Source organism: Peribacillus sp. NPDC101481 (assembly GCF_044767165.1).
In the GTDB taxonomy this organism is placed as follows: domain Bacteria; phylum Bacillota; class Bacilli; order Bacillales; family DSM-1321; genus Peribacillus.
The window spans coordinates 295455-313310 of sequence record NZ_JBIWNJ010000001.1; the positions used below are offsets into that span (position 1 = coordinate 295455).

General features: G+C 38.9%; 15 protein-coding genes. 5 read left to right on the forward strand and 10 right to left on the reverse strand.

The window, feature by feature from the left end:
* Positions 1-27 precede the first annotated feature (27 nt).
* A complete protein-coding gene (locus ACIROD_RS01325; protein WP_402937289.1) occupies positions 28-747 on the reverse strand; it encodes a glycosyltransferase family 2 protein in 720 nt (239 codons plus the stop codon).
* A 294-nt stretch (positions 748-1041) separates the two neighbouring features.
* Between ACIROD_RS01325 and ACIROD_RS01330 the strand changes: the two genes are divergently transcribed.
* Complete coding sequence (locus ACIROD_RS01330; RefSeq protein WP_402937291.1) at positions 1042-2121, forward strand: glycosyltransferase family 4 protein; 1080 nt, start codon at positions 1042-1044, stop codon at positions 2119-2121.
* 67 nt (positions 2122-2188) lie between these two features.
* Here the strand turns inward: ACIROD_RS01330 and ACIROD_RS01335 are convergent, their stop codons facing one another.
* The 3 genes from ACIROD_RS01335 to ACIROD_RS01345 are packed head-to-tail and all read right to left on the reverse strand — an operon-like array spanning position 2189 to position 4627.
* Positions 2189-2914, reverse strand: coding sequence for a sulfotransferase family 2 domain-containing protein (locus tag ACIROD_RS01335; RefSeq protein ID WP_402937293.1), 726 nt, complete (start codon positions 2912-2914; stop codon positions 2189-2191).
* Between the two features lie 36 nt (positions 2915-2950).
* Positions 2951-3664: a glycosyltransferase family 2 protein gene (locus ACIROD_RS01340; protein WP_402937295.1), complete on the reverse strand. Its 714-nt coding sequence runs from the start codon at positions 3662-3664 to the stop codon at positions 2951-2953.
* A 57-nt stretch (positions 3665-3721) separates the two neighbouring features.
* Positions 3722-4627, reverse strand: a complete 906-nt coding sequence (locus tag ACIROD_RS01345; RefSeq protein ID WP_402937297.1) for an NAD-dependent epimerase/dehydratase family protein — start codon at positions 4625-4627, stop codon at positions 3722-3724.
* Between the two features lie 540 nt (positions 4628-5167).
* Between ACIROD_RS01345 and ACIROD_RS01350 the strand changes: the two genes are divergently transcribed.
* The 3 genes from ACIROD_RS01350 to ACIROD_RS01360 all read left to right on the forward strand — a co-directional run bounded on the left by ACIROD_RS01350 (position 5168) and on the right by ACIROD_RS01360 (position 8122).
* On the forward strand, positions 5168-5608 hold the full coding sequence (locus ACIROD_RS01350) for a hypothetical protein (RefSeq protein ID WP_402937299.1): 441 nt from the start codon (positions 5168-5170) through the stop codon (positions 5606-5608).
* Between the two features lie 233 nt (positions 5609-5841).
* A complete protein-coding gene (locus ACIROD_RS01355; RefSeq protein WP_402937301.1) occupies positions 5842-7062 on the forward strand; it encodes a glycosyltransferase family 4 protein in 1221 nt (406 codons plus the stop codon).
* Positions 7063-7207: 145 nt separating this feature from the next.
* Positions 7208-8122, forward strand: coding sequence for an NAD-dependent epimerase/dehydratase family protein (locus tag ACIROD_RS01360; protein ID WP_402937303.1), 915 nt, complete (start codon positions 7208-7210; stop codon positions 8120-8122).
* Positions 8123-8668: 546 nt separating this feature from the next.
* On the opposite strand, the gene ACIROD_RS01365 is transcribed toward ACIROD_RS01360, so the two are convergent.
* From ACIROD_RS01365 to ACIROD_RS01380, 4 genes are all read right to left on the reverse strand, one after another.
* Positions 8669-9517: a dTDP-4-dehydrorhamnose reductase family protein gene (locus ACIROD_RS01365; RefSeq protein ID WP_101225081.1), complete on the reverse strand. Its 849-nt coding sequence runs from the start codon at positions 9515-9517 to the stop codon at positions 8669-8671.
* Position 9518: 1 nt separating this feature from the next.
* Complete coding sequence (locus tag ACIROD_RS01370; RefSeq protein ID WP_101225082.1) at positions 9519-10505, reverse strand: polysaccharide biosynthesis protein; 987 nt, start codon at positions 10503-10505, stop codon at positions 9519-9521.
* Complete coding sequence (gene wecB / locus ACIROD_RS01375) at positions 10498-11589, reverse strand: non-hydrolyzing UDP-N-acetylglucosamine 2-epimerase (RefSeq protein ID WP_101225083.1); 1092 nt, start codon at positions 11587-11589, stop codon at positions 10498-10500. The genes ACIROD_RS01370 and wecB overlap by 8 nt, the downstream gene beginning before the upstream one ends.
* A gap of 393 nt (positions 11590-11982) precedes the next feature.
* Entirely contained in the window at positions 11983-13698 is a 1716-nt protein-coding gene (locus ACIROD_RS01380; RefSeq protein WP_402937307.1) for an ABC transporter ATP-binding protein, read from the reverse strand.
* 220 nt (positions 13699-13918) lie between these two features.
* On the opposite strand from ACIROD_RS01380, the gene ACIROD_RS01385 reads away from it, so the two are divergent.
* The gene (locus ACIROD_RS01385) at positions 13919-15145 is read left to right on the forward strand and encodes an MFS transporter (protein ID WP_402937309.1); all 1227 of its coding nucleotides are present in this window, start codon (positions 13919-13921) and stop codon (positions 15143-15145) included.
* 208 nt (positions 15146-15353) lie between these two features.
* Here ACIROD_RS01385 and ACIROD_RS01390 read toward each other — a convergent pair whose 3' ends face one another.
* Positions 15354-16616: a LysM peptidoglycan-binding domain-containing protein gene (locus ACIROD_RS01390; RefSeq protein ID WP_402937311.1), complete on the reverse strand. Its 1263-nt coding sequence runs from the start codon at positions 16614-16616 to the stop codon at positions 15354-15356.
* A 176-nt stretch (positions 16617-16792) separates the two neighbouring features.
* Positions 16793-17542, reverse strand: coding sequence for a (S)-benzoin forming benzil reductase (locus ACIROD_RS01395; protein WP_402937313.1), 750 nt, complete (start codon positions 17540-17542; stop codon positions 16793-16795).
* Between the last annotated feature and the right edge of the window lie 314 nt (positions 17543-17856).

Genomic DNA, 17856 nt, shown 5'->3' on the forward strand with positions numbered 1-17856 from the left:
CAGGGACCTCCTTTACAACTTGCTCACCTATTGTTGTTTCCTAAGTTCATTTACCAATAATTGTTTCATTTTGGCATGATGTCGATTAACCACCAGTCTATTTTCCATTTTGATGCTGCCTTCATGCTTTTTAGAGCCCATTTCTGTATGAATCCTATATAGTAATAGCGGTTGAGGCACAAAGTGAAATTTGAAATTTTGCAGGATCCGCAACCATAAATCATAATCGTGTGTGTATAGAAGCGACTCATCAAATATTCCGATGAGCTCAAATACCTTCCTGTGAATCATGACCGAGCAGCCATTAATAATATTTCCTCTGATCATTGCTTTAATAAGTTCAAGCTGATTAGGTGGGTATATCCCTATAATCGGAGTAATGATTTCGCCATTATCATCAATGCAATAATAACTGGTATAACTGAATCGTGCATCTTCCCTAACCATTGCTTCCAACTGAATCTCTATCTTCTCAGGGTAAAAGATATCATCTGAACTAAGCCAGCATATATAATCACCTGTTGCATTTTTGATGCCGGAATTCAATGCACTGGCCGTTCCCCCATTTTCCTTTTTGATATATGTTATTTTATCCAGAAACGGATCGATTTTTTCTGAATATAATGTAGAACCATCATTGACTACGATAATCTCAATATTTTTGTAGGTTTGGTTGAACAAGCTCTCCAAAGCTTTATCGATATATGGACAATTATAGAATGGAACAACAATCGATACTTTAGACATTTATGAACCGCCTTTCAATTGATTACCATGTATTTCGTGAGCATCAGGGCTATCCGTTTTATAAAGAAAATTCATATTAATATTTATTTCACACTAATTAAGATATGAACTATTCCCAATCGAGTCATCCCAAATTAAAACGGCTATAAATCCAATTTGTGAATCATACGTATATTACATGGCTCTTTGTCACACCTATTCAAAATGGATCGATTTGTGCTAACTGTTGTTTTGAAAGGTAAAGTCCAACCTAAATATGAGACGTGTTGCTCCATTATTTTGAGGAGGGGAAAAATGAATATATTGTTTGTTTTTTATGTTCCAAGTGGTGGAGTGGAAACATTGAATCGGCAACGATTTGCCGCTCTGAAAAAATACGGTATCGATGCTCATTATCTATATTATGATAACAGAAGGAATTTCTTGAATGACCACAGTGCCCCAACATTTATTACGAACAATGATGCTGAAATCAAAAAAATATTGGAAGAGGGAGATTATTCCGCTATCGTTGTCGTATCAGATTTCAAAACTTTACCGAGATTCAGGTCTATGGGTTATAAAGGAAAGATGATTATCGAAATACAGGGTTACGGTCCAAAACATGTGGCAAGATCCGCACTTACAAATGCCATCCCAGATGTCAAGGCCCATGCAGATGGATTTCTTAACCCAAAGACTCCTCATATCATGCAATTATTAGATGAACTTTACCCAACGTTCCCAAAGTTCAGTTTTAATAATTGTTTTGATACAAGTCAATTCTGCTACAAGCCAATGCCTTTAGATGGATATAGAAAAGTGGCTTGGATAGGAAGGATCGAAGATAATAAAAATTGGAGTGAATTCCTGAAAATCGGTTATCAACTAATTAACAATCATAATCCGAAAATACAATTACTTATGTTCGAAGATCCCACCTTAAGTGACCCTAACGAAAGAGATAAATTCAATAAATTAATAAAACGGTTAAATTTAAGCTCAAAGCTTACTTTGCATTCAAATGTCCCAAATTCCCAAATGGCTGATTTTTTCTCTGAAATTGGGGATTCCGGAGGCTTTTTATGCTCCACTTCAAAAGTGGAAGGAGCCCCTTACGCACTCCTAGAAGCGATGAGTTGTAGATGCCCTGTGCTGACGACGGATTCCGATGGTGTAAGGAGCTCAATCATTCATAATCAAACTGGAAAGTTTTACACGTTAGGAAACCTCGATAATGCCGTCAAAGAGGCAAAGGAATTAATGAATAACCAGACCTTAAGGGAAAGTATACGATCGAATGCCCTCGAGCATGTAAAGACTAATTTTAGTCCTGATTTGTATGCTCGAAATTTCATCAATATGCTTGAATCCTTAGGAATAGATTCCAAGTGAAAAGAAACCGCCGGAATTTTTTCATTCCGGCGGTTTCTTAATTTATTGGGGACTGTCATATTAGGAACTAGTTTGAGGCACTCAGTTCCATTTTGAACTTTTCCAATTGCTTTTGCTCGTCTACTGTAAGTGATTGAAGTTTTTCGTAAAGAAGTTTTTTGGCAAAATCATATAATTCCAAATCCAATGCGTTATATTTTCTAATCAAGTTTATTAAGTCCGATGGCACTTCTTTTTTGGCCAAGCGATTTTTAGTAATATTTTTTCTTGTATAATGGATATCCCCCCAGGCATATTCCTTTTTCAGGCAAAAAAGTGTTTCATTGAACAACTCAGTGACTCCCACCACAGCAAATGTCTTTAGGTTTTCCTTGGCTTTTTCAATGTCAGGAATCTCCTGGCTGCCGCATACCATCAATGTTTGTAAATTGGGTGCTTCAGGCCCTTTGACTACAAACTCCTCCAAGGTCATGTCTTTTACCATTTCATAGCCAGGATAATCCTTCAAAAAATAATAGGAAGAAATGACACGGTCTACCGGGTCACGTAACATCGTAAAATAATTGAATGGCCGTGAAAACTCCTGATGTATCCCATAGAAATAATGACCTGTAATTGCTTTGATATTCCTCTTTTCCGTCTCCGTTAATTCATCCATTTTCATCATCTTCATTTCAAAAGAGTCATGATCAAATATTTCGTTAAGCTTGTATTGTTTTTTAAATATTTCGTTTAAAGTCGTTCCGCCAGTTTTGGGGATATGCATAAATATATCGAGAAGACCTTCAGACATAATGATTCCTCCATTTCTAGTTATAAAAATCGTGCACTATAAGTTCTTTAAATTTTTTTTGAGAATGGGCCGGTAATGGGTTTCAATCGTAAGAATATCTTTTAACATCTCAGGTTGGAATCTGCTTGTACCCGATTCTTCATGTATTCTGAACTTCGTTAAGACTTCATCCAAATAATACATTTTATAACCATTTACCAATAAACGAAGCCACATTTCGTAATCATGGGTATAACGATGATATGGATTGAAGTAACCAACCGCGTCGAATACATCTTTCTTCAAAACGACAGTACAGCCATTCACGGCATTACGAAGTAAAAAAGCATGGTACACTCCGTTTTCAATATCTGAAAAGCGTTCGCCGGTCCAAGATAGAATGACTTCATCATTTTTGTTTATACTATCAAAATTCGTAAAACTCACCTTTGCATTATGTTCGAGCATAAACGAAATTTGCAGTGATACCTTTTCAGGAAGAAAATAATCATCCGAGCTTAACCAAGCGATATATTCTCCCGTAGCAGCACTTATCCCATGATTCAATGCCGTAGCAGTTCCCCCGTTCTCTTTTCTTAAATAACGGATTTGTTCCAAGAACGGCTCGATTTTTTCAGTATAAATTGTCGATCCGTCATCGACGACAATGACCTCTACATTCTTATATGTTTGATCAAGCGCACTTTGAATGGCGTGATCTATATAGGGACAATTATAAAATGGAATAATGATTGATACTTTCGGCTCCATTGCCTACCCTCCTGAAGAATATATAGCGTATTTTTTCGATTGCCTACAATTGATTTATCACTTTTCCTTTAATTCACGATGAAAGGCAAGGATGTCCATTAAAGATGATTCAAGTGGGATATTAGGCTTCCATCCTAAATTCACTAGCTTAATAGGATCGATTGCCGCTTTATTTTCGATTAAATCATTTCGTTTTGAATTGACCTTGATATCACCTGTTGTTACCGACCTATAGCCTTCTATGATTTCTTCTAAAGAACGATTATTACCTGAAGCAACATCATACGTATCTCCTGGCTGCCCTTTTCTCAAAAGAAAATCATATGCTCTCACTGCATCTCTTACATCCAGAAAATCACGTTGGTCATTCGGATTATCGACCTCAAGGACCTTTTCCAACCCCTTCTTTTCCATCTCTGCTATTTTTTTCGCAAAAATGGAACATACCCCATTAGAAAATCCAGGTCCAATTAGATTGGCTGGTTTTGCAATGATGATGTCCATGTTATATAAAACTGCCCATGATTGTGCTATAAGTACTTGAAGTGTTTTACTTAAACTATAAGGATGTGGAATGGAAGAGATTGAACCAGGATCAATTTGAAGAGCTGAGCCAACTATCACCATTTTACAGGTTGGACTTTCTTTGCGAATTGCATCAATTAAATATGCAGTGGACATGGTATTTGCCTCCAGAGTCGATACGGGTTCCGACCATGACTCCCCAACATGGTTTTGTCCGGCTAAATGAAGAAGGTACTGAGGTTTGGTCCTTTTAATGAGGTTCTTTACATCTCTTTCATTTGTCAGGTCACAGCATTCTGCTTGTATCCTACCTTCGAAATTCATCTTTTTTCTTGAAACCGCCGTAATATCAAATCCTGATTTCAGGAAGTGTGCGCATGCATGCCTGCCTGTAAACCCACTAGCCCCTGTGATCATTAATTTCCCTTGTTGATTCATTGATTTCTCATCCAATCATTATTGATATTAATAACCGCTTTAATCGACTCAAGGTTATCCAGATATTCATTGATAAAAGGATTCCGGATATACTGGTATTTTTCTGACACACTGGGTCAGCATGAACAATCGCTCGTAACACATCAAAACGTTATAGTTCTAAAAATCGCCATAAGCAGTTATTTACAAATCCATAGTAATCATAAACACAGTCTCTTTATTACACTATGTTTAAACCCCTCTATTGCTATGGGCTGTTCTCACATCTACCGTCAAAAGGGCTTTCACTTAAGGATGAACAATATCTTAAAAGCTGGACTTTTTTTGAGCTGAAAATTGTGGGAATATTCGTTTCCATATATAAGGATATTTTGGAAGTGGATTTTTCAGGAGGGTTGTACATAATGGGTCAATATGCTGCGACAGGAAAATGCCAAACATATTTTTAGTTGAAAATATTCATATTATGAATAACTTGTCTATACAAAAACCTTCTCAAATTAATATGTTAGAGTATTCCAATAAAAGAGGTGTTATAATTTGGGAAAATTTTTAGATGCACAAACTTCACAGAATGCCAGTTATCGTGACTCCATCTCGATACCGGTCACCACTACACCTGCACTTTTCGGCACATTGGGCCTAAACACTACTGGTGCAGGACCGAATATCAGGGTCGAATTCACTTTCACCGCAACTCTTAGCTCTCTAGCTGCCATATTAACTCCCGTCAACATTGAAATTTATAGAGGGACAGGCGTAGGACGCGTACTGGTTTATTCAGCACAACTAACATTACCCGTTGCAGGTTTAGGTGTTGCCTCCGAAACGATCATCACCCTAGCAGGAGCGGACTTCAATCCACCATCCCCTAATAACTTTTTAGTATATCAATCGTTCATAAGTATACCTGGCGGAATTGTCATCGCACCGACTCGTACTGGCCCAGAAAGCTTTTTCGCAGCTGCATTTTCCAACTAAATACTTCTAAGGGCAATGAAGAATATTAGATTTACCGTGTTTATAATGGTGGCGAGTGCTTCTTGATTGGACAAGTACTCGTTTTTTTATGAAATGATATTCAAAAATATGGGAATCCCTTAAATAAGCTACATAAACCCATGTGATTCGTCTATAGCATCATTTTTTCCCCGAATAGTTATAAAGAGATAACTTAAAATGGAGTATCAAAAGCATGATAAGGAGAGATTACCGTGAAAATATTACTTGCCACTTTTTGGGTAACACCACATGTTGGCGGTGTATGGAACTATATGCAGCAATTAAAGGAAAAGCTTGAAACTCTTGGTCATGAGGTCGATTTCCTAAGCTATGGTGAAAACCATGAATATGTTCATATCATTAACGAAAATCGTAGAATAGATATGGATTCACTGCCTCAAGAAGTATTAATGGAACAACAAGATTCATCCCTCCATAGTGATCCAGTGATTGCTTATTATGCCTCAAAGTGTGATTTTTTTCAGTTTGCCGCTAATAATTTAGGATTGGAAAAATATGATGTCATTCATACACAAGATATATTTTCGACCGTCTGCATTAACCGGATACGAACCGAAAAAACTGCTCTGGTCGCTACCCTTCATGGTTGTGTCGCTCACGAGCTAAGGAGCGCGTACTACAGCTCCAATACGCAAAAGAAAAGCTATGCAAAACAAGGTTGTGATTATTTTAACCGACTCGAATATGAAGGTGCGACCTCGGCTGACTATACGATCGTAGCCAATGAATGGATGAGAAATATTTTAACGGATGAATTTCAAGTGCCGAAAGAGCAACTTAGCGTTTTTCACTATGGATATGATATTGAATCCTTCTTGAAGCGAACGAACGAAAAAACCGAGATCCAACGCCCAAATGATAAGAAAGTGATTATCTATACTGGTCGCCTGAATGAGTTTAAAGGAGTACATCATTTGATAAGCGCACTCAAGGAATTAAAAAAGACTAGAAGTGATTGGGTTTGCTGGATTGTTGGGGATGGTCCCAAAGAATTGGAGTTGAAAAACAAAAGCAAAGCGGAGGGATTGGAAAGTGATGTGATTTTTATGGGAAGGCGGGATGATGTTCCTTTTTTGTTATCTCTTTCGGATATCTTCGTTCTTCCAACATTGATGGAAAATCAGCCGTTGTCTGTAATTGAAGCACAAATCACCGGAAAAGCTGTCATTGCCAGTGATGTAGGAGGAGTACCAGAAATCATCGAACATGGAATTACAGGTGTATTATCACCTGCGGGGGATGAACAGATGTTAACCATGCATATCAATTATTTATTGGAGAATGAGTCCTATATGAAAACCCTTGGTTTAAATGCCCAAAAATGGGGGCTGGAACATTGGTCACCCGATAAAGCCGTCCAAAAGGTGCTAGGTGTATATGAAAACGCACTTTGCAAAAAGAGAAATAAATGATGTCTACAAGAAAGGTGCTAACCACTTATTGCGTCAGCACTTTTTTTCCTTTTTCCTTTCTTTTTTGGCAATGCTAGGTACCTGTTTAAGACATTTTTGAACGTATTACATACAATACTAAAAACATATAAGAGGAGTATGATGCATGAAGGCTATCGTGACAGGAGGGGCTGGGTTCATCGGTTCCCATCTCGTTGAAGAACTTATCTTAAATGGTGCCGAGGTACATGTATTGGATAACATGATATCCGGACACAAAGAATATGTACATCCAAATGCCATCATCCATACTGAAGATATATGCAGTGAGGCAGCTGTCCAAATCATCGCGAGTGAAAAGCCGGATGTCGTTTTCCATTTGGCTGCACAAGCTGATGTGAGCCGTTCCATACTTGAACCCCAATATGATGCTGATGTGAACATTAATGGAACAATTAATATTCTTCGGGCTTGTCATGAATCTTCTGTAAGTAAACTGATCTTTTCCTCCACCTCAGGAGTTTATGGCAATTTACAGAAAGAACTGATTTCCGAAGACGACCCGACAGGCCCCATTTCTTATTATGGATTATCAAAACTGACTGCCGAATCATATATCCGCCTGTTTCATCAGTTATATGGGCTCCCCTATACGATTCTTCGTTATGGAAACGTTTATGGGCCGAGACAAACAGCAAAAGGCGAAGGCGGAGTCGTCGCAGTCTTTTTGGAAAAACTCAAAAAAGGGATGCCTTTAAGCATTCACGGTGATGGTGAACAAACTCGTGATTTTATATATGTGAAAGATATAGTGCATGCTAACATCGCTTCGGTGAATCGTGGTAATCAAGAAACGATCCAGGTCAGCACTGCACAGAAAACATCAGTAAATCAACTCTTGGAAATGCTAGCACAAATTCATGGTTCAAAAGTGAGTACACTCCATTCAGCCGCAAGAACAGGAGATATCAAACACAGCTGCCTTGATAACAGGAAAGCACGGCAATCGCTGAATTGGTATCCAAAGACTGATATTTTCAAAGGGTTATCCGAAACCTATTCCTTCTCGAGTAAGAAGTAGTTACAATGATATCCCCCATGCTCCCCTTTAAGACCACTACCACATCGTGTATGGATCGCTTACCTTTACACCTCATACCGCTGCTACATTCAAAATTAAAGACGCACTAAAAAAGGGTTACGTTTTCAATCTATCATTTCTCCCGAAAACCCAAATTTTCGGGAGAATATCAGTGGTCATTTTTTGGATCGTTTATAAAAAGGATTCCATCGAGAAAGATGTTTTTTTAAAATCCTTCGTATAGTATTCATAAGTTGAACAATTTCTAAAGCATTACTCTATTTATTAACTCTTAATAAAATGGCAGCGCTTTCATAAAAATTTCACCTTTACACTCAATAGCTCAACGACTTTCGCCACTTATATTCCCCTCGGGTTTATATAATATCAACCTTACATTTTTGTTTTAAAGAAAAAGACCCCTCGGATAGTTAACTTTTTCATCAAAGCGATGCGAGGTTTCCTACACGAAGAGATCTTTACATAACATGACCATTTTCAGCCTGAACGAAATCTAGTCTTTTGGTCACGAATGGATTAAACCATTCAACCAATCGACTTGTTTTCTTCCTTTTTCCTCATCCAATCTCTTAATTCCACCAGCATTTCTTCGTAAGTAGGCAGTTTGTATTGAAAATCATTTCTTGTATTTTTAATGGTTCGATCTAAATTAATAAATGAATCAGGAATGATTTCCACATCGGTTTTCTTGAAGATTTGCTGTATCAATGTCAATAAGGCCGCTTTTGAGATCTTTTCATCTGAGCCAAGATGATATAACCCAGTAATGTTCTTTTGGATCATCGTGTCCAGTGCCTTAGCCAGCTCGAGAGTCGTTACACCATTCCATAGCACTTTTTCGTATCCTTTTATTTCTCCCTTTTGCTTCATGAACCAAAGAAATAAACCAATTCCATTTTCTTTTAGCTCCGGGCCGATTATGGAGGTTCGTATAGTCAAATGTTTTTCACTAATGATTTCACCCAAATGTTTTGATTGGCCATAAATTGTGGAGCTGTCGGGTACATCATTCTCAGTATAATCACCTTTTGACCCTGAAAATACACAATCTGTACTGATATGAATCAATTTTCCATTATTGCGTTCAGTCAATTTAACAAGCTGATGGGGAAAAACACTATTTACCTGAAAAGCGAGTTTCGTATTATCACTAGCATGCTCATTTAAAATGCCGATACAATTAATCGTAATGTCAGGTTTAACTTTATCCATGATTTCCTCTAGACTCGTTACATCGGTTACATCCAGATATAGTCCCTTATTATCATTCGGATCCCTTGACGTATAGGTCACCTGATACTTCGGGTCCTGTGTGAAATACTCCTTTATTACATGGCCTGCCATCCCTTGTCCACCAAGGACTAATACCTTCATGTTAAATAAAGCCCCCGTTCTTTAACATTTCCTCGATCTGGGCTTTATCCATAAGTCCTGTGCCAGAGTTATAGTCTTCTAAACTAACCGGCTGGTATTTAGAATAATGTTCTTTTATCCCATCTATGTGAATGGCCGGCAATATGACATAATACTCATCGTCATAGGCAATCGCCGTTGTGCTTTCATATTCTGAAAGCAGGATTTCATGGAGTTTTTCACCAGGACGGATGCCCAGGACATCTACACCTACATTTGTTTTCCCGGATGCTTCTATCAACACTTCAGCTAAGTCAATAATTTTACAGGAAGGCATTTTCATCACGAATATTTCTCCGCCGACACTTTCAAAAGTAGCCTTGAATACCAATTTTATCGCTTCTTGAATGGTTAGAAAGAACCTTGTCATATTCAAGTCCGTTATCCCGATTTTCCCCTTTTCCTTGATTTGCTTTTTGAATACATGAATGACGCTTCCATTCGTACCCATGACATTTCCTCCGCGGATACATACGAATCTAGTTTTCGTGTTTAATGTATTAGCGTGTATGATCAGTCTTTCCGCCATTGCTTTTGATAGACCATAAAAATTGGATGGATTCGAAGCCTTGTCGGTAGATATATTCACAACAGAATGCACATTACAGCTTATAGCTGCCTCTATTACATTCTGTGTTCCGATTACATTCGTCTTTAATGCTTCAATGGGCTGATCTTCACAAACAGGAACATGCTTTAATGCAGCCAAGTGGAAAATATAATCAACACCTTGGCAAGCTTCCAATAAAGCTTCCTTCTCTTTTATGTCTCCGATAATAAAATGCAATTTCGGATTATTATCAAACTCTTGTTTCATTGTGAATTGATTGGATTCATTTCTTGAGAAAATTCGTATTTCACGCGGTTCAAAATCCAGTAGTTGCCTTACCAATTCATATCCCCATGAGCCTGTACCGCCCGTTACCAAAATTGTTCGATTCTTAATCAATTTCATGGCCTCCCAGTATTATTTTAAGCACTTTATCTGAAACGTTTTTATGGTCGTAGCCTTCTGGAAAGGTCCAGTCTTTTTGCTGGTTAACCATAATCTTCACACAATTGACGATTTGTTCAGCATTAATTCCCGATAACATATTGCTGCCTGACTCAATTGTTTCAGGCCTTTCCGTAGTTTTTCGTATCGTAACCGCAGGAACATGGAACAAGCAACATTCCTCTTGGACGGTTCCGCTATCGGTCAGCACACAAAAAGCGCTTTTTTCAAGCTTAACGAAGTCGAAGAAACCAAATGGCTCATGGAATTCAATTAGTGGATGTACATCTAAATTGGGACTGAGTTCAATGCGGGATTTTGTCCGGGGATGTAAGCTGCATATAATTCTTTTTTGATAGGTTTCGGCAACCAAATTAATGCCTTTCATAATTTCCATCAAACGGTCTTCATAATCAACATTTTCGGCTCGATGGGCTGTTACGAGGAAATAATCCTCCTTTTTCAAATTCATTTTGTCCAAAATTCCACTTTGCTCGATCTCATTGTTGTAATGATTCAAAACTTCGTAAATAGGGTTTCCCGATAAATATATCCTTTTGCTGGGGATACCTTCTTTCAGAAGATTCTCTTTACTTTGAGGAGTGTAAGGTAAATTCAAGCTTGATACAGCATCAATGATCTTTCGATTTTTCTCCTCAGGCACTTCCAGGTCAAAGCAACGGTTTCCTGCTTCCATATGAATGACGGGTATTCCCAGTCTTTCTGCTAAGATGGAGCTGAGCCCGGAGTTCGTATCCCCCAACACTAATACTTTGTCTGGCTTTTCTTTTAATAGGATTGTCTCTAAATTCTTAAAGATCGCCGATAACTGTTCGCCGAGTGTTTTCTGTTGATTCAGCAAGACGTAATCGGGTTTCCTTACCTGTAACTGTTGGAAGAATATTTCGCTTAAGGATGTAGTGAAATTTTGTCCGGTGTGTACTAGTATATGTGAATCGGCATACTGATCCAATTTCTTTATAATGAGACTTAATCTGATGATTTCAGGTCGAGTCCCTAAGATGGTCATTACTTTCACGATTTGCACTCCTTACTCTTTTCTGGTATATGGCCTCTCCTTCTACCCTTTATTGTATGCACTGCCAATCCTATTGTTATAGGCTAACCTATTAGATTTCGGTCTATATAAAACAAATAACCGCGTTTATAGACAGCACTTCCAACTCCGGCCAAGACACGTTTAAAGACTTTTTTTAAATAAAAAAAGCCATGGAACGACTCCAAGTCTTTTTTGGTAGAACATCTGCCTTAGTACACTAAGCATTATCATCCTTATGAGGTAAATGTTTCATCCATTTTTCAAAAGCCTTGTTTGTTACCCTATGGAATTATGGGAAATCATTCTGAATTGAATTCCACTCCAATCTATTAAAAATGCTATATGTCCTTATGGGGACATATAGCATTTTTATCATTTTTGGAATTGTAATTGATGCAGATTGGCAAAAATGCCCCCCTGCTCAAGTAAGTCATCGTGACCGCCCTCTTCAGCAATTCCTTCTTCCGTAACAACCACGATCTTGTCAGCATTTCGAATGGTTGCCAATCGGTGTGCGATAATTAACGTAGTTCTGTTTTCAGCTAGTTCTGTAAGAGCCTGCTGAATTATTCTTTCCGTCTCAGTATCGAGTGCAGAGGTTGCCTCATCGAGAATTAATATTGGCGGATTCTTCAAAAACATCCTCGCTATTGCAATTCGTTGTTTTTGTCCTCCAGATAATTTCAAGCCACGTTCACCTATTTGAGTTTCATAGCCTTCTGGAAGTCCTTCAATGAAAGTCTCCAAATGGGCTTTCCTTGCAGCATCTTGAATTTGTTCATCCGATGCTCCAAGCATTCCGTACGCAATGTTCTCTTTTACTGTTCCTGTGAAAAGAAACACGTCTTGCTGGACTATGCCAATTTGTGAGCGCAATGATTTTTTCGTCATCTCACGAATATCAATTCCATCAATGGATATTGAACCGGCCTTAACATCATAAAATCTTGGGATCAATGAACATATGGTCGTTTTCCCAGCTCCCGAAGGCCCGACAAAAGCAATGGTCTCACCAGCCTTAATTGTAAGATCAATACCTTTTAAAACTGGCTTTTTGTCTTCATAGTTAAAAGAAACGTCTTTAAAGGAAATATCGCCTAAAAGGGTGGTTACCTCTATTGCATCCTTTTTATCGACGACATCTGGCGTTACATCCAGAAGTTCCGTAAAACGCTTAAAGCCGGCCATCCCTTTTGGATAGAGTTCCATCATCGCACTGATTTTGTCGATCGGCTTAAACAATACGTTAACATATAAGACGAATGCAACCAGTTCACCATAAGAGAGCTGCCCATGAAATGTTAGCCAAGCACCAAGCACCAACACGGCAAGGGTCATAAACCTCGTCATCATGTATATGCCCGATAAGCTAAAGGACATAACCTTATATCCAAGAAGTTTCGCTTTACGGAATCGGCGATTATTAGTAGCAAATCTTTTCATTTCATATGTTTCATTAGTAAAGGATTGTACAACCCTGACTCCTGAGACGCTATCTTCCACACGGGCATTTACATCCGCAACTTCTGTATACATTTTCTTCCAGGCTTTATTCATCTTTAAATTACTTATGACAATTAATAAAACGAGGAACGGTAAAATACAAACCGATACGAGTGCAAGTTTCACATTGATTGTCAACATAATCCAAAATGCGCCTATAAAAGTCATGAAGGCAATGAATAAATCTTCGGGACCATGGTGAGCAAGTTCCCCAATATCGAAAAGGTCATTGGTTATGCGGCTCATGATATGGCCGGTTTTCGTGTTATCAAAAAAACGAAAAGATTGTTTCTGCACATGCTCAAATAATTCTTCACGCATATCAGTCTCGATATTGATACCCAATTTGTGCCCCCAATACCCTACGATGAACTGTAAGAAGGTACTAATGATATAAAGGAGGAACAAACCGGCACTTACCGAAACAATTGCAGACCAGTCGTCGCCAGGCAGCAGTGTATCTATGAACCACTGAACAGCTAGCGGAAATGCAAGTTCTAGTACAGCAACGACCACTGCACTGAAGAAGTCAATAATGAATAACCGCTTATGCGGCAGGTAATATGAAGCAAAACGTCGAATCATCAAATTTTTCTCCTTTTTTACATATATTAAGGAGTATAATTCCATATTCAATATTCAGCAAGCATTTGAGAACCCCCTTGTTCATATTATGGTAAAATCATCTATATAAAACAGGCCAACCCGGCTCATGCAATCTAGTAAATTAAGGAGTGAATCCAGTGTAAAAATTATAACCATTCTAAATATCCATGAACTTTATTTTCGCAAAAGGATGGTATATATGAAAAACTCATCTTTTCGATACCTTTGGATCGGTCAGTCGTTTGCAAATCTAGGTGATATATTTTATGTAGTCGGGTTGATTTCATTATTATATACTTTGACGGGATCTGCCTTTTATTTGAGCTTGCTTCCGTTCACTACAACGATTTTTCGATTTATCAGCAGTTTACTCTCCCCCCTTGTCATCGACAGGTTTCCTTTAAAAAGGATCCTTGTACAATCTCAATGGTGGAAGTCCATCTTACTCGTTGGCCTAGGAATCTATATAACAAATTTCAATCATGGTTTTGCTGTTGCCGTCATTTGCTTCATTGCCTCCATTTCATTATTGGATGGAGTCGCTGCCCCGGTCAGCGCAGCTTTGGTTCCTCAATTAGTTCCGAAGGAAGAACGGATGAAAGCGAATGGTTTCTTGAATATGATCACCCAGACCATCTTTGTAGCAGGATGGCCACTAGGTTCCGTCTTATTGATAAGTACCAACAGCAGTTTCATCATTTGGCTTACGGTCATGCTTTTTGCCGTTTCAACGATCTATACAATGAAAATAGAAGTCTCAGAACGAACGACGGACTCTGTTGTTCCGTCAAACTGGGGTTCGATTAAATCCGGATGGGTTTCGATTCGACAAATCCCAACTATCCGTACACTCATTTCCATTGATTTTATAACTACTTTGGCTTCAAGCGTGTGGATGGCTGCCGTTATATATGTATATGTTGAACAGAACCTGGAACTAGGTGAGGAGTGGTGGGGATATATTAACACAAGCTACTTTGTCGGCATGATATTCAGTGGATTGATCGTCATCCGTTTTGCCAAGTTACTAGAAAAATATATAGGGTTCTTCATCACTTTCGGGATATTTCTCAGTTCAATGCTAACCCTGCTTTTTGGAACTACCAGTATTCCTGCTTTGGCTTTACTGCTGGCATGCCTGTACGGTCTCCCGGAACAAATCCGGGAAGTGATCTACACCAAGCTATTCCAAGACCATGCTTCGGAAAAGACTCTTGCAAAATTTCATGCAGTTTGGGGAGCCGTCATCAATCTTACATTTGCCGGCTCTGTCTTACTATTAGGCTATATAACGGAAACATACAGTGTAAAAACAACGTTCCAATTTTCTTCCACCCTGATATTCCTTGCCTTTCTTTATGCAATTTTTAAAAAGAAAGACTTACAGGGAAAAAAACATGAGCATTCGATACCAAATCAGTCATAAATATTCCTGGATGATGCATTCCATTCGGTTAACCGTTAAAGTAAAGGAGCCTTGGTTTTCCCTGGCTCCTTTTTATTGGTTCATAGCCATTCGAACGATATTGGCTCCCTTTAATTCTTCTAGATGTGATTGGCTTGCCCTGATAAAAGTTGCACAACCAAACAAGGGAAAAATATAACACTTCTATTCACCGCCTGCACCCATTCATCTATTTAATAATCAAAATATTCTTTTCTATAAACGCCCAATTCTGAGGGAATTCCAAACCAATCTGCCAATAAGTTGCACCTATCAGTTCATATGCATCAATCATTTCATATTTCGCGCTTATCGATCGAATATCTTCAAACCAAACCACATGATTCGAATTTTCTCTTTGATAAGCATAATTAGGTGATGCCGCAGACGTGTCAAAAGTTATTTCAGCGCCAGTTGCAATAGCAAGATTTTGGGCATTTTGAGCTGATAAAGCTTTCGTCTCGTGGCTTGGTACTACCCAATCGTATCCATACATAGGAAATGCCGACTGCAATTTATATTCAGGAATATTCGTCAAAGCATAACGAAGAACCTCGCCCATCCACCAAAGTGGGGAAATTGGTTCAGGCGGGCCAGTAGGATACCCATAGTCAATGGTCATCACGGCAACAAGATCGGCTACCTCTCCGATCCCCCGATAATCATGGCCGCCTACAATTCGATTATCAGGATTATCCGCTGTTTTTGCGTGTACGTTCACATGAAGGATCAGTTCGTTCAATCCCTCCTTTAATTCTTTTAAAAAAAGCACATAATCGGAACGCCGAGCAGGTGGTATGAATTCGATGTCCATACTGACACCCCCATACCCTTTCTCCCTAACGAATTTCAGCATACTATTGATTAAATTCGCTCTGTATACTGTACTAGCAAGGACATCACCCGCCAAATCAGCATCAAAATCACCATCTTGAAAGTTCCGGATCATCAATAGGGGTGTCACCCCGGTTTGCTCGCATTTCGCGATAAGCGGGAGATCATCACCATCAACGTATGCATTTCCTTCCCTTGTAAACGAATAAGCTACAATGGCTAAATAGGATAATTTATCACCATTCTCCTCAAGTGTTTCAAATACTATTCCACCTGAATTCGGAAAGGCAAAACCCAGCGTAATCAATTGATTTTTGTAAGGGGACGGAATCAAAATTACCGTGCCGACTTTAAGCGAGTTTGCAGCGATTCCTGGATTGGCTTCCTTGATTGCCGCTGCACTCGTTCCAAAACGACTGCCGATTCTAGTAAGGGTATCCTGACTTTTAATTAGATACCTTCGTCCCACCGCTTTTTCCTCAGGTATATACAATGCCAGGCCAGGAACCAAAGCTGTTGATTCCAAACCGTTGACTTCAATTAACCTCGATGGTTCAATTTTATTTTTTCTGGCAATTTCCCAAAGGCTGTCACCTTTTTTCACAATAATGATCGTCATTCATAACCCTCCAAACTCCCTCCAAAAAAGTTTATGTTATTCAGGTAATTGGATAGAACGAATTATCATATTTCCTTGAAGATATCCTGCTTTTTTATATAATAAGGGATCACTTAAAAAAGAGGCTGTCCAAACGGACAACCCCACGCTATTTTCGTTTCACATGCTTCCATTCATTAAAGAAAATTCTTAATATCGTAGAACTTCCCATTCTCCAAATCTTCCGATTCAAGAAGCTGCAAAAGTATATCTGCCACAAATTCGGGGCTTCTTAACATGCCCTTCTCTTTATATTCATGAAATTTGTCTCGATCGGAAAAGTCCCGTTCGTCTGCTGACCGGATTGTCCCTTGCATCGCCGTATCCATTACTCCAGGTGAAAAAGATATGAGGGACGTAGGGAAAGACGCTTTATCCTGCTCCACCCCTGCAACCCGTGTAAACATTTCTAGCCCCGCCTTAGTACTGCAATAGGCTGCCCAGCCATGATAAGGATTTTTTGCTGCACCTGATGATATGTTCACCATTACCTTCTTTCTGTTCGAGTCCTTTGTCTGTTTAATGAATTCATCAGCCAATACGATGGGTGCCATGAAATTCACCCGCATGCTTGTTTCCAAATTTACCATACCAAGCTCTCCTACCGGCTTTATCGGTTCAATAACGCCTGCATTATTAATGAAGTAAATGTCACTTGTATCATCGACAGCAGCAAGAATCTCATTGACTAAGGAAGGTAACTTTTCAGTTTCATTCAAGTCCATCGAAATAAATGTAAGTTTCTTCCCTGATCGGTCAGCCAGCCGCTGCATTTCAGGATTGGCTGTACGGGAAACTAAAATGCAATGATCACTCGTCTGCAAACATCCTTTGGCGATGGCAGCACCTAAACCTTTTGAAGCTCCTGTGATTATAAACGTTTTCATGACTTTTCCCCCTTTTATGGATATAAACTATTGTACCAAAATAGAGTTCGGAAGGGGCTCATCCCGAACCATGACATTAAGGCAAGACTTGTGATTCTTAATGTTTTTTCTGGTTTTATGAATGAATTGAAGAAATTACATTCCTCCTAAACAATGGCTAGCCGAGACGCCACAGGCGCTTGCTTTGATGATGCATAGCTGACAGTCGGCTGAAAGGGAGCGGATTTCTGAACAACTGGAACATTTCATAAAGAAAAAAACTGCAGGCAAACTCGCTTTTCTTCGAATTTGTCTACAGTCTGAGCAGACCATGT

Coding starts and splice junctions, on each gene's coding strand:
- ACIROD_RS01325 (WP_402937289.1), bottom strand. CDS start 747: ATGTCTAAAGTATCGATTGTTGTTCCATTCTATAATTGTCCATATATC.
- ACIROD_RS01330 (WP_402937291.1), top strand. CDS start 1,042: ATGAATATATTGTTTGTTTTTTATGTTCCAAGTGGTGGAGTGGAAACA.
- ACIROD_RS01335 (WP_402937293.1), bottom strand. CDS start 2,914: ATGTCTGAAGGTCTTCTCGATATATTTATGCATATCCCCAAAACTGGC.
- ACIROD_RS01340 (WP_402937295.1), bottom strand. CDS start 3,664: ATGGAGCCGAAAGTATCAATCATTATTCCATTTTATAATTGTCCCTAT.
- ACIROD_RS01345 (WP_402937297.1), bottom strand. CDS start 4,627: ATGAATCAACAAGGGAAATTAATGATCACAGGGGCTAGTGGGTTTACA.
- ACIROD_RS01360 (WP_402937303.1), top strand. CDS start 7,208: ATGAAGGCTATCGTGACAGGAGGGGCTGGGTTCATCGGTTCCCATCTC.
- ACIROD_RS01365 (WP_101225081.1), bottom strand. CDS start 9,517: ATGAAGGTATTAGTCCTTGGTGGACAAGGGATGGCAGGCCATGTAATA.
- ACIROD_RS01380 (WP_402937307.1), bottom strand. CDS start 13,698: ATGATTCGACGTTTTGCTTCATATTACCTGCCGCATAAGCGGTTATTC.
- ACIROD_RS01385 (WP_402937309.1), top strand. CDS start 13,919: ATGAAAAACTCATCTTTTCGATACCTTTGGATCGGTCAGTCGTTTGCA.
- ACIROD_RS01390 (WP_402937311.1), bottom strand. CDS start 16,616: ATGACGATCATTATTGTGAAAAAAGGTGACAGCCTTTGGGAAATTGCC.
- ACIROD_RS01395 (WP_402937313.1), bottom strand. CDS start 17,542: ATGAAAACGTTTATAATCACAGGAGCTTCAAAAGGTTTAGGTGCTGCC.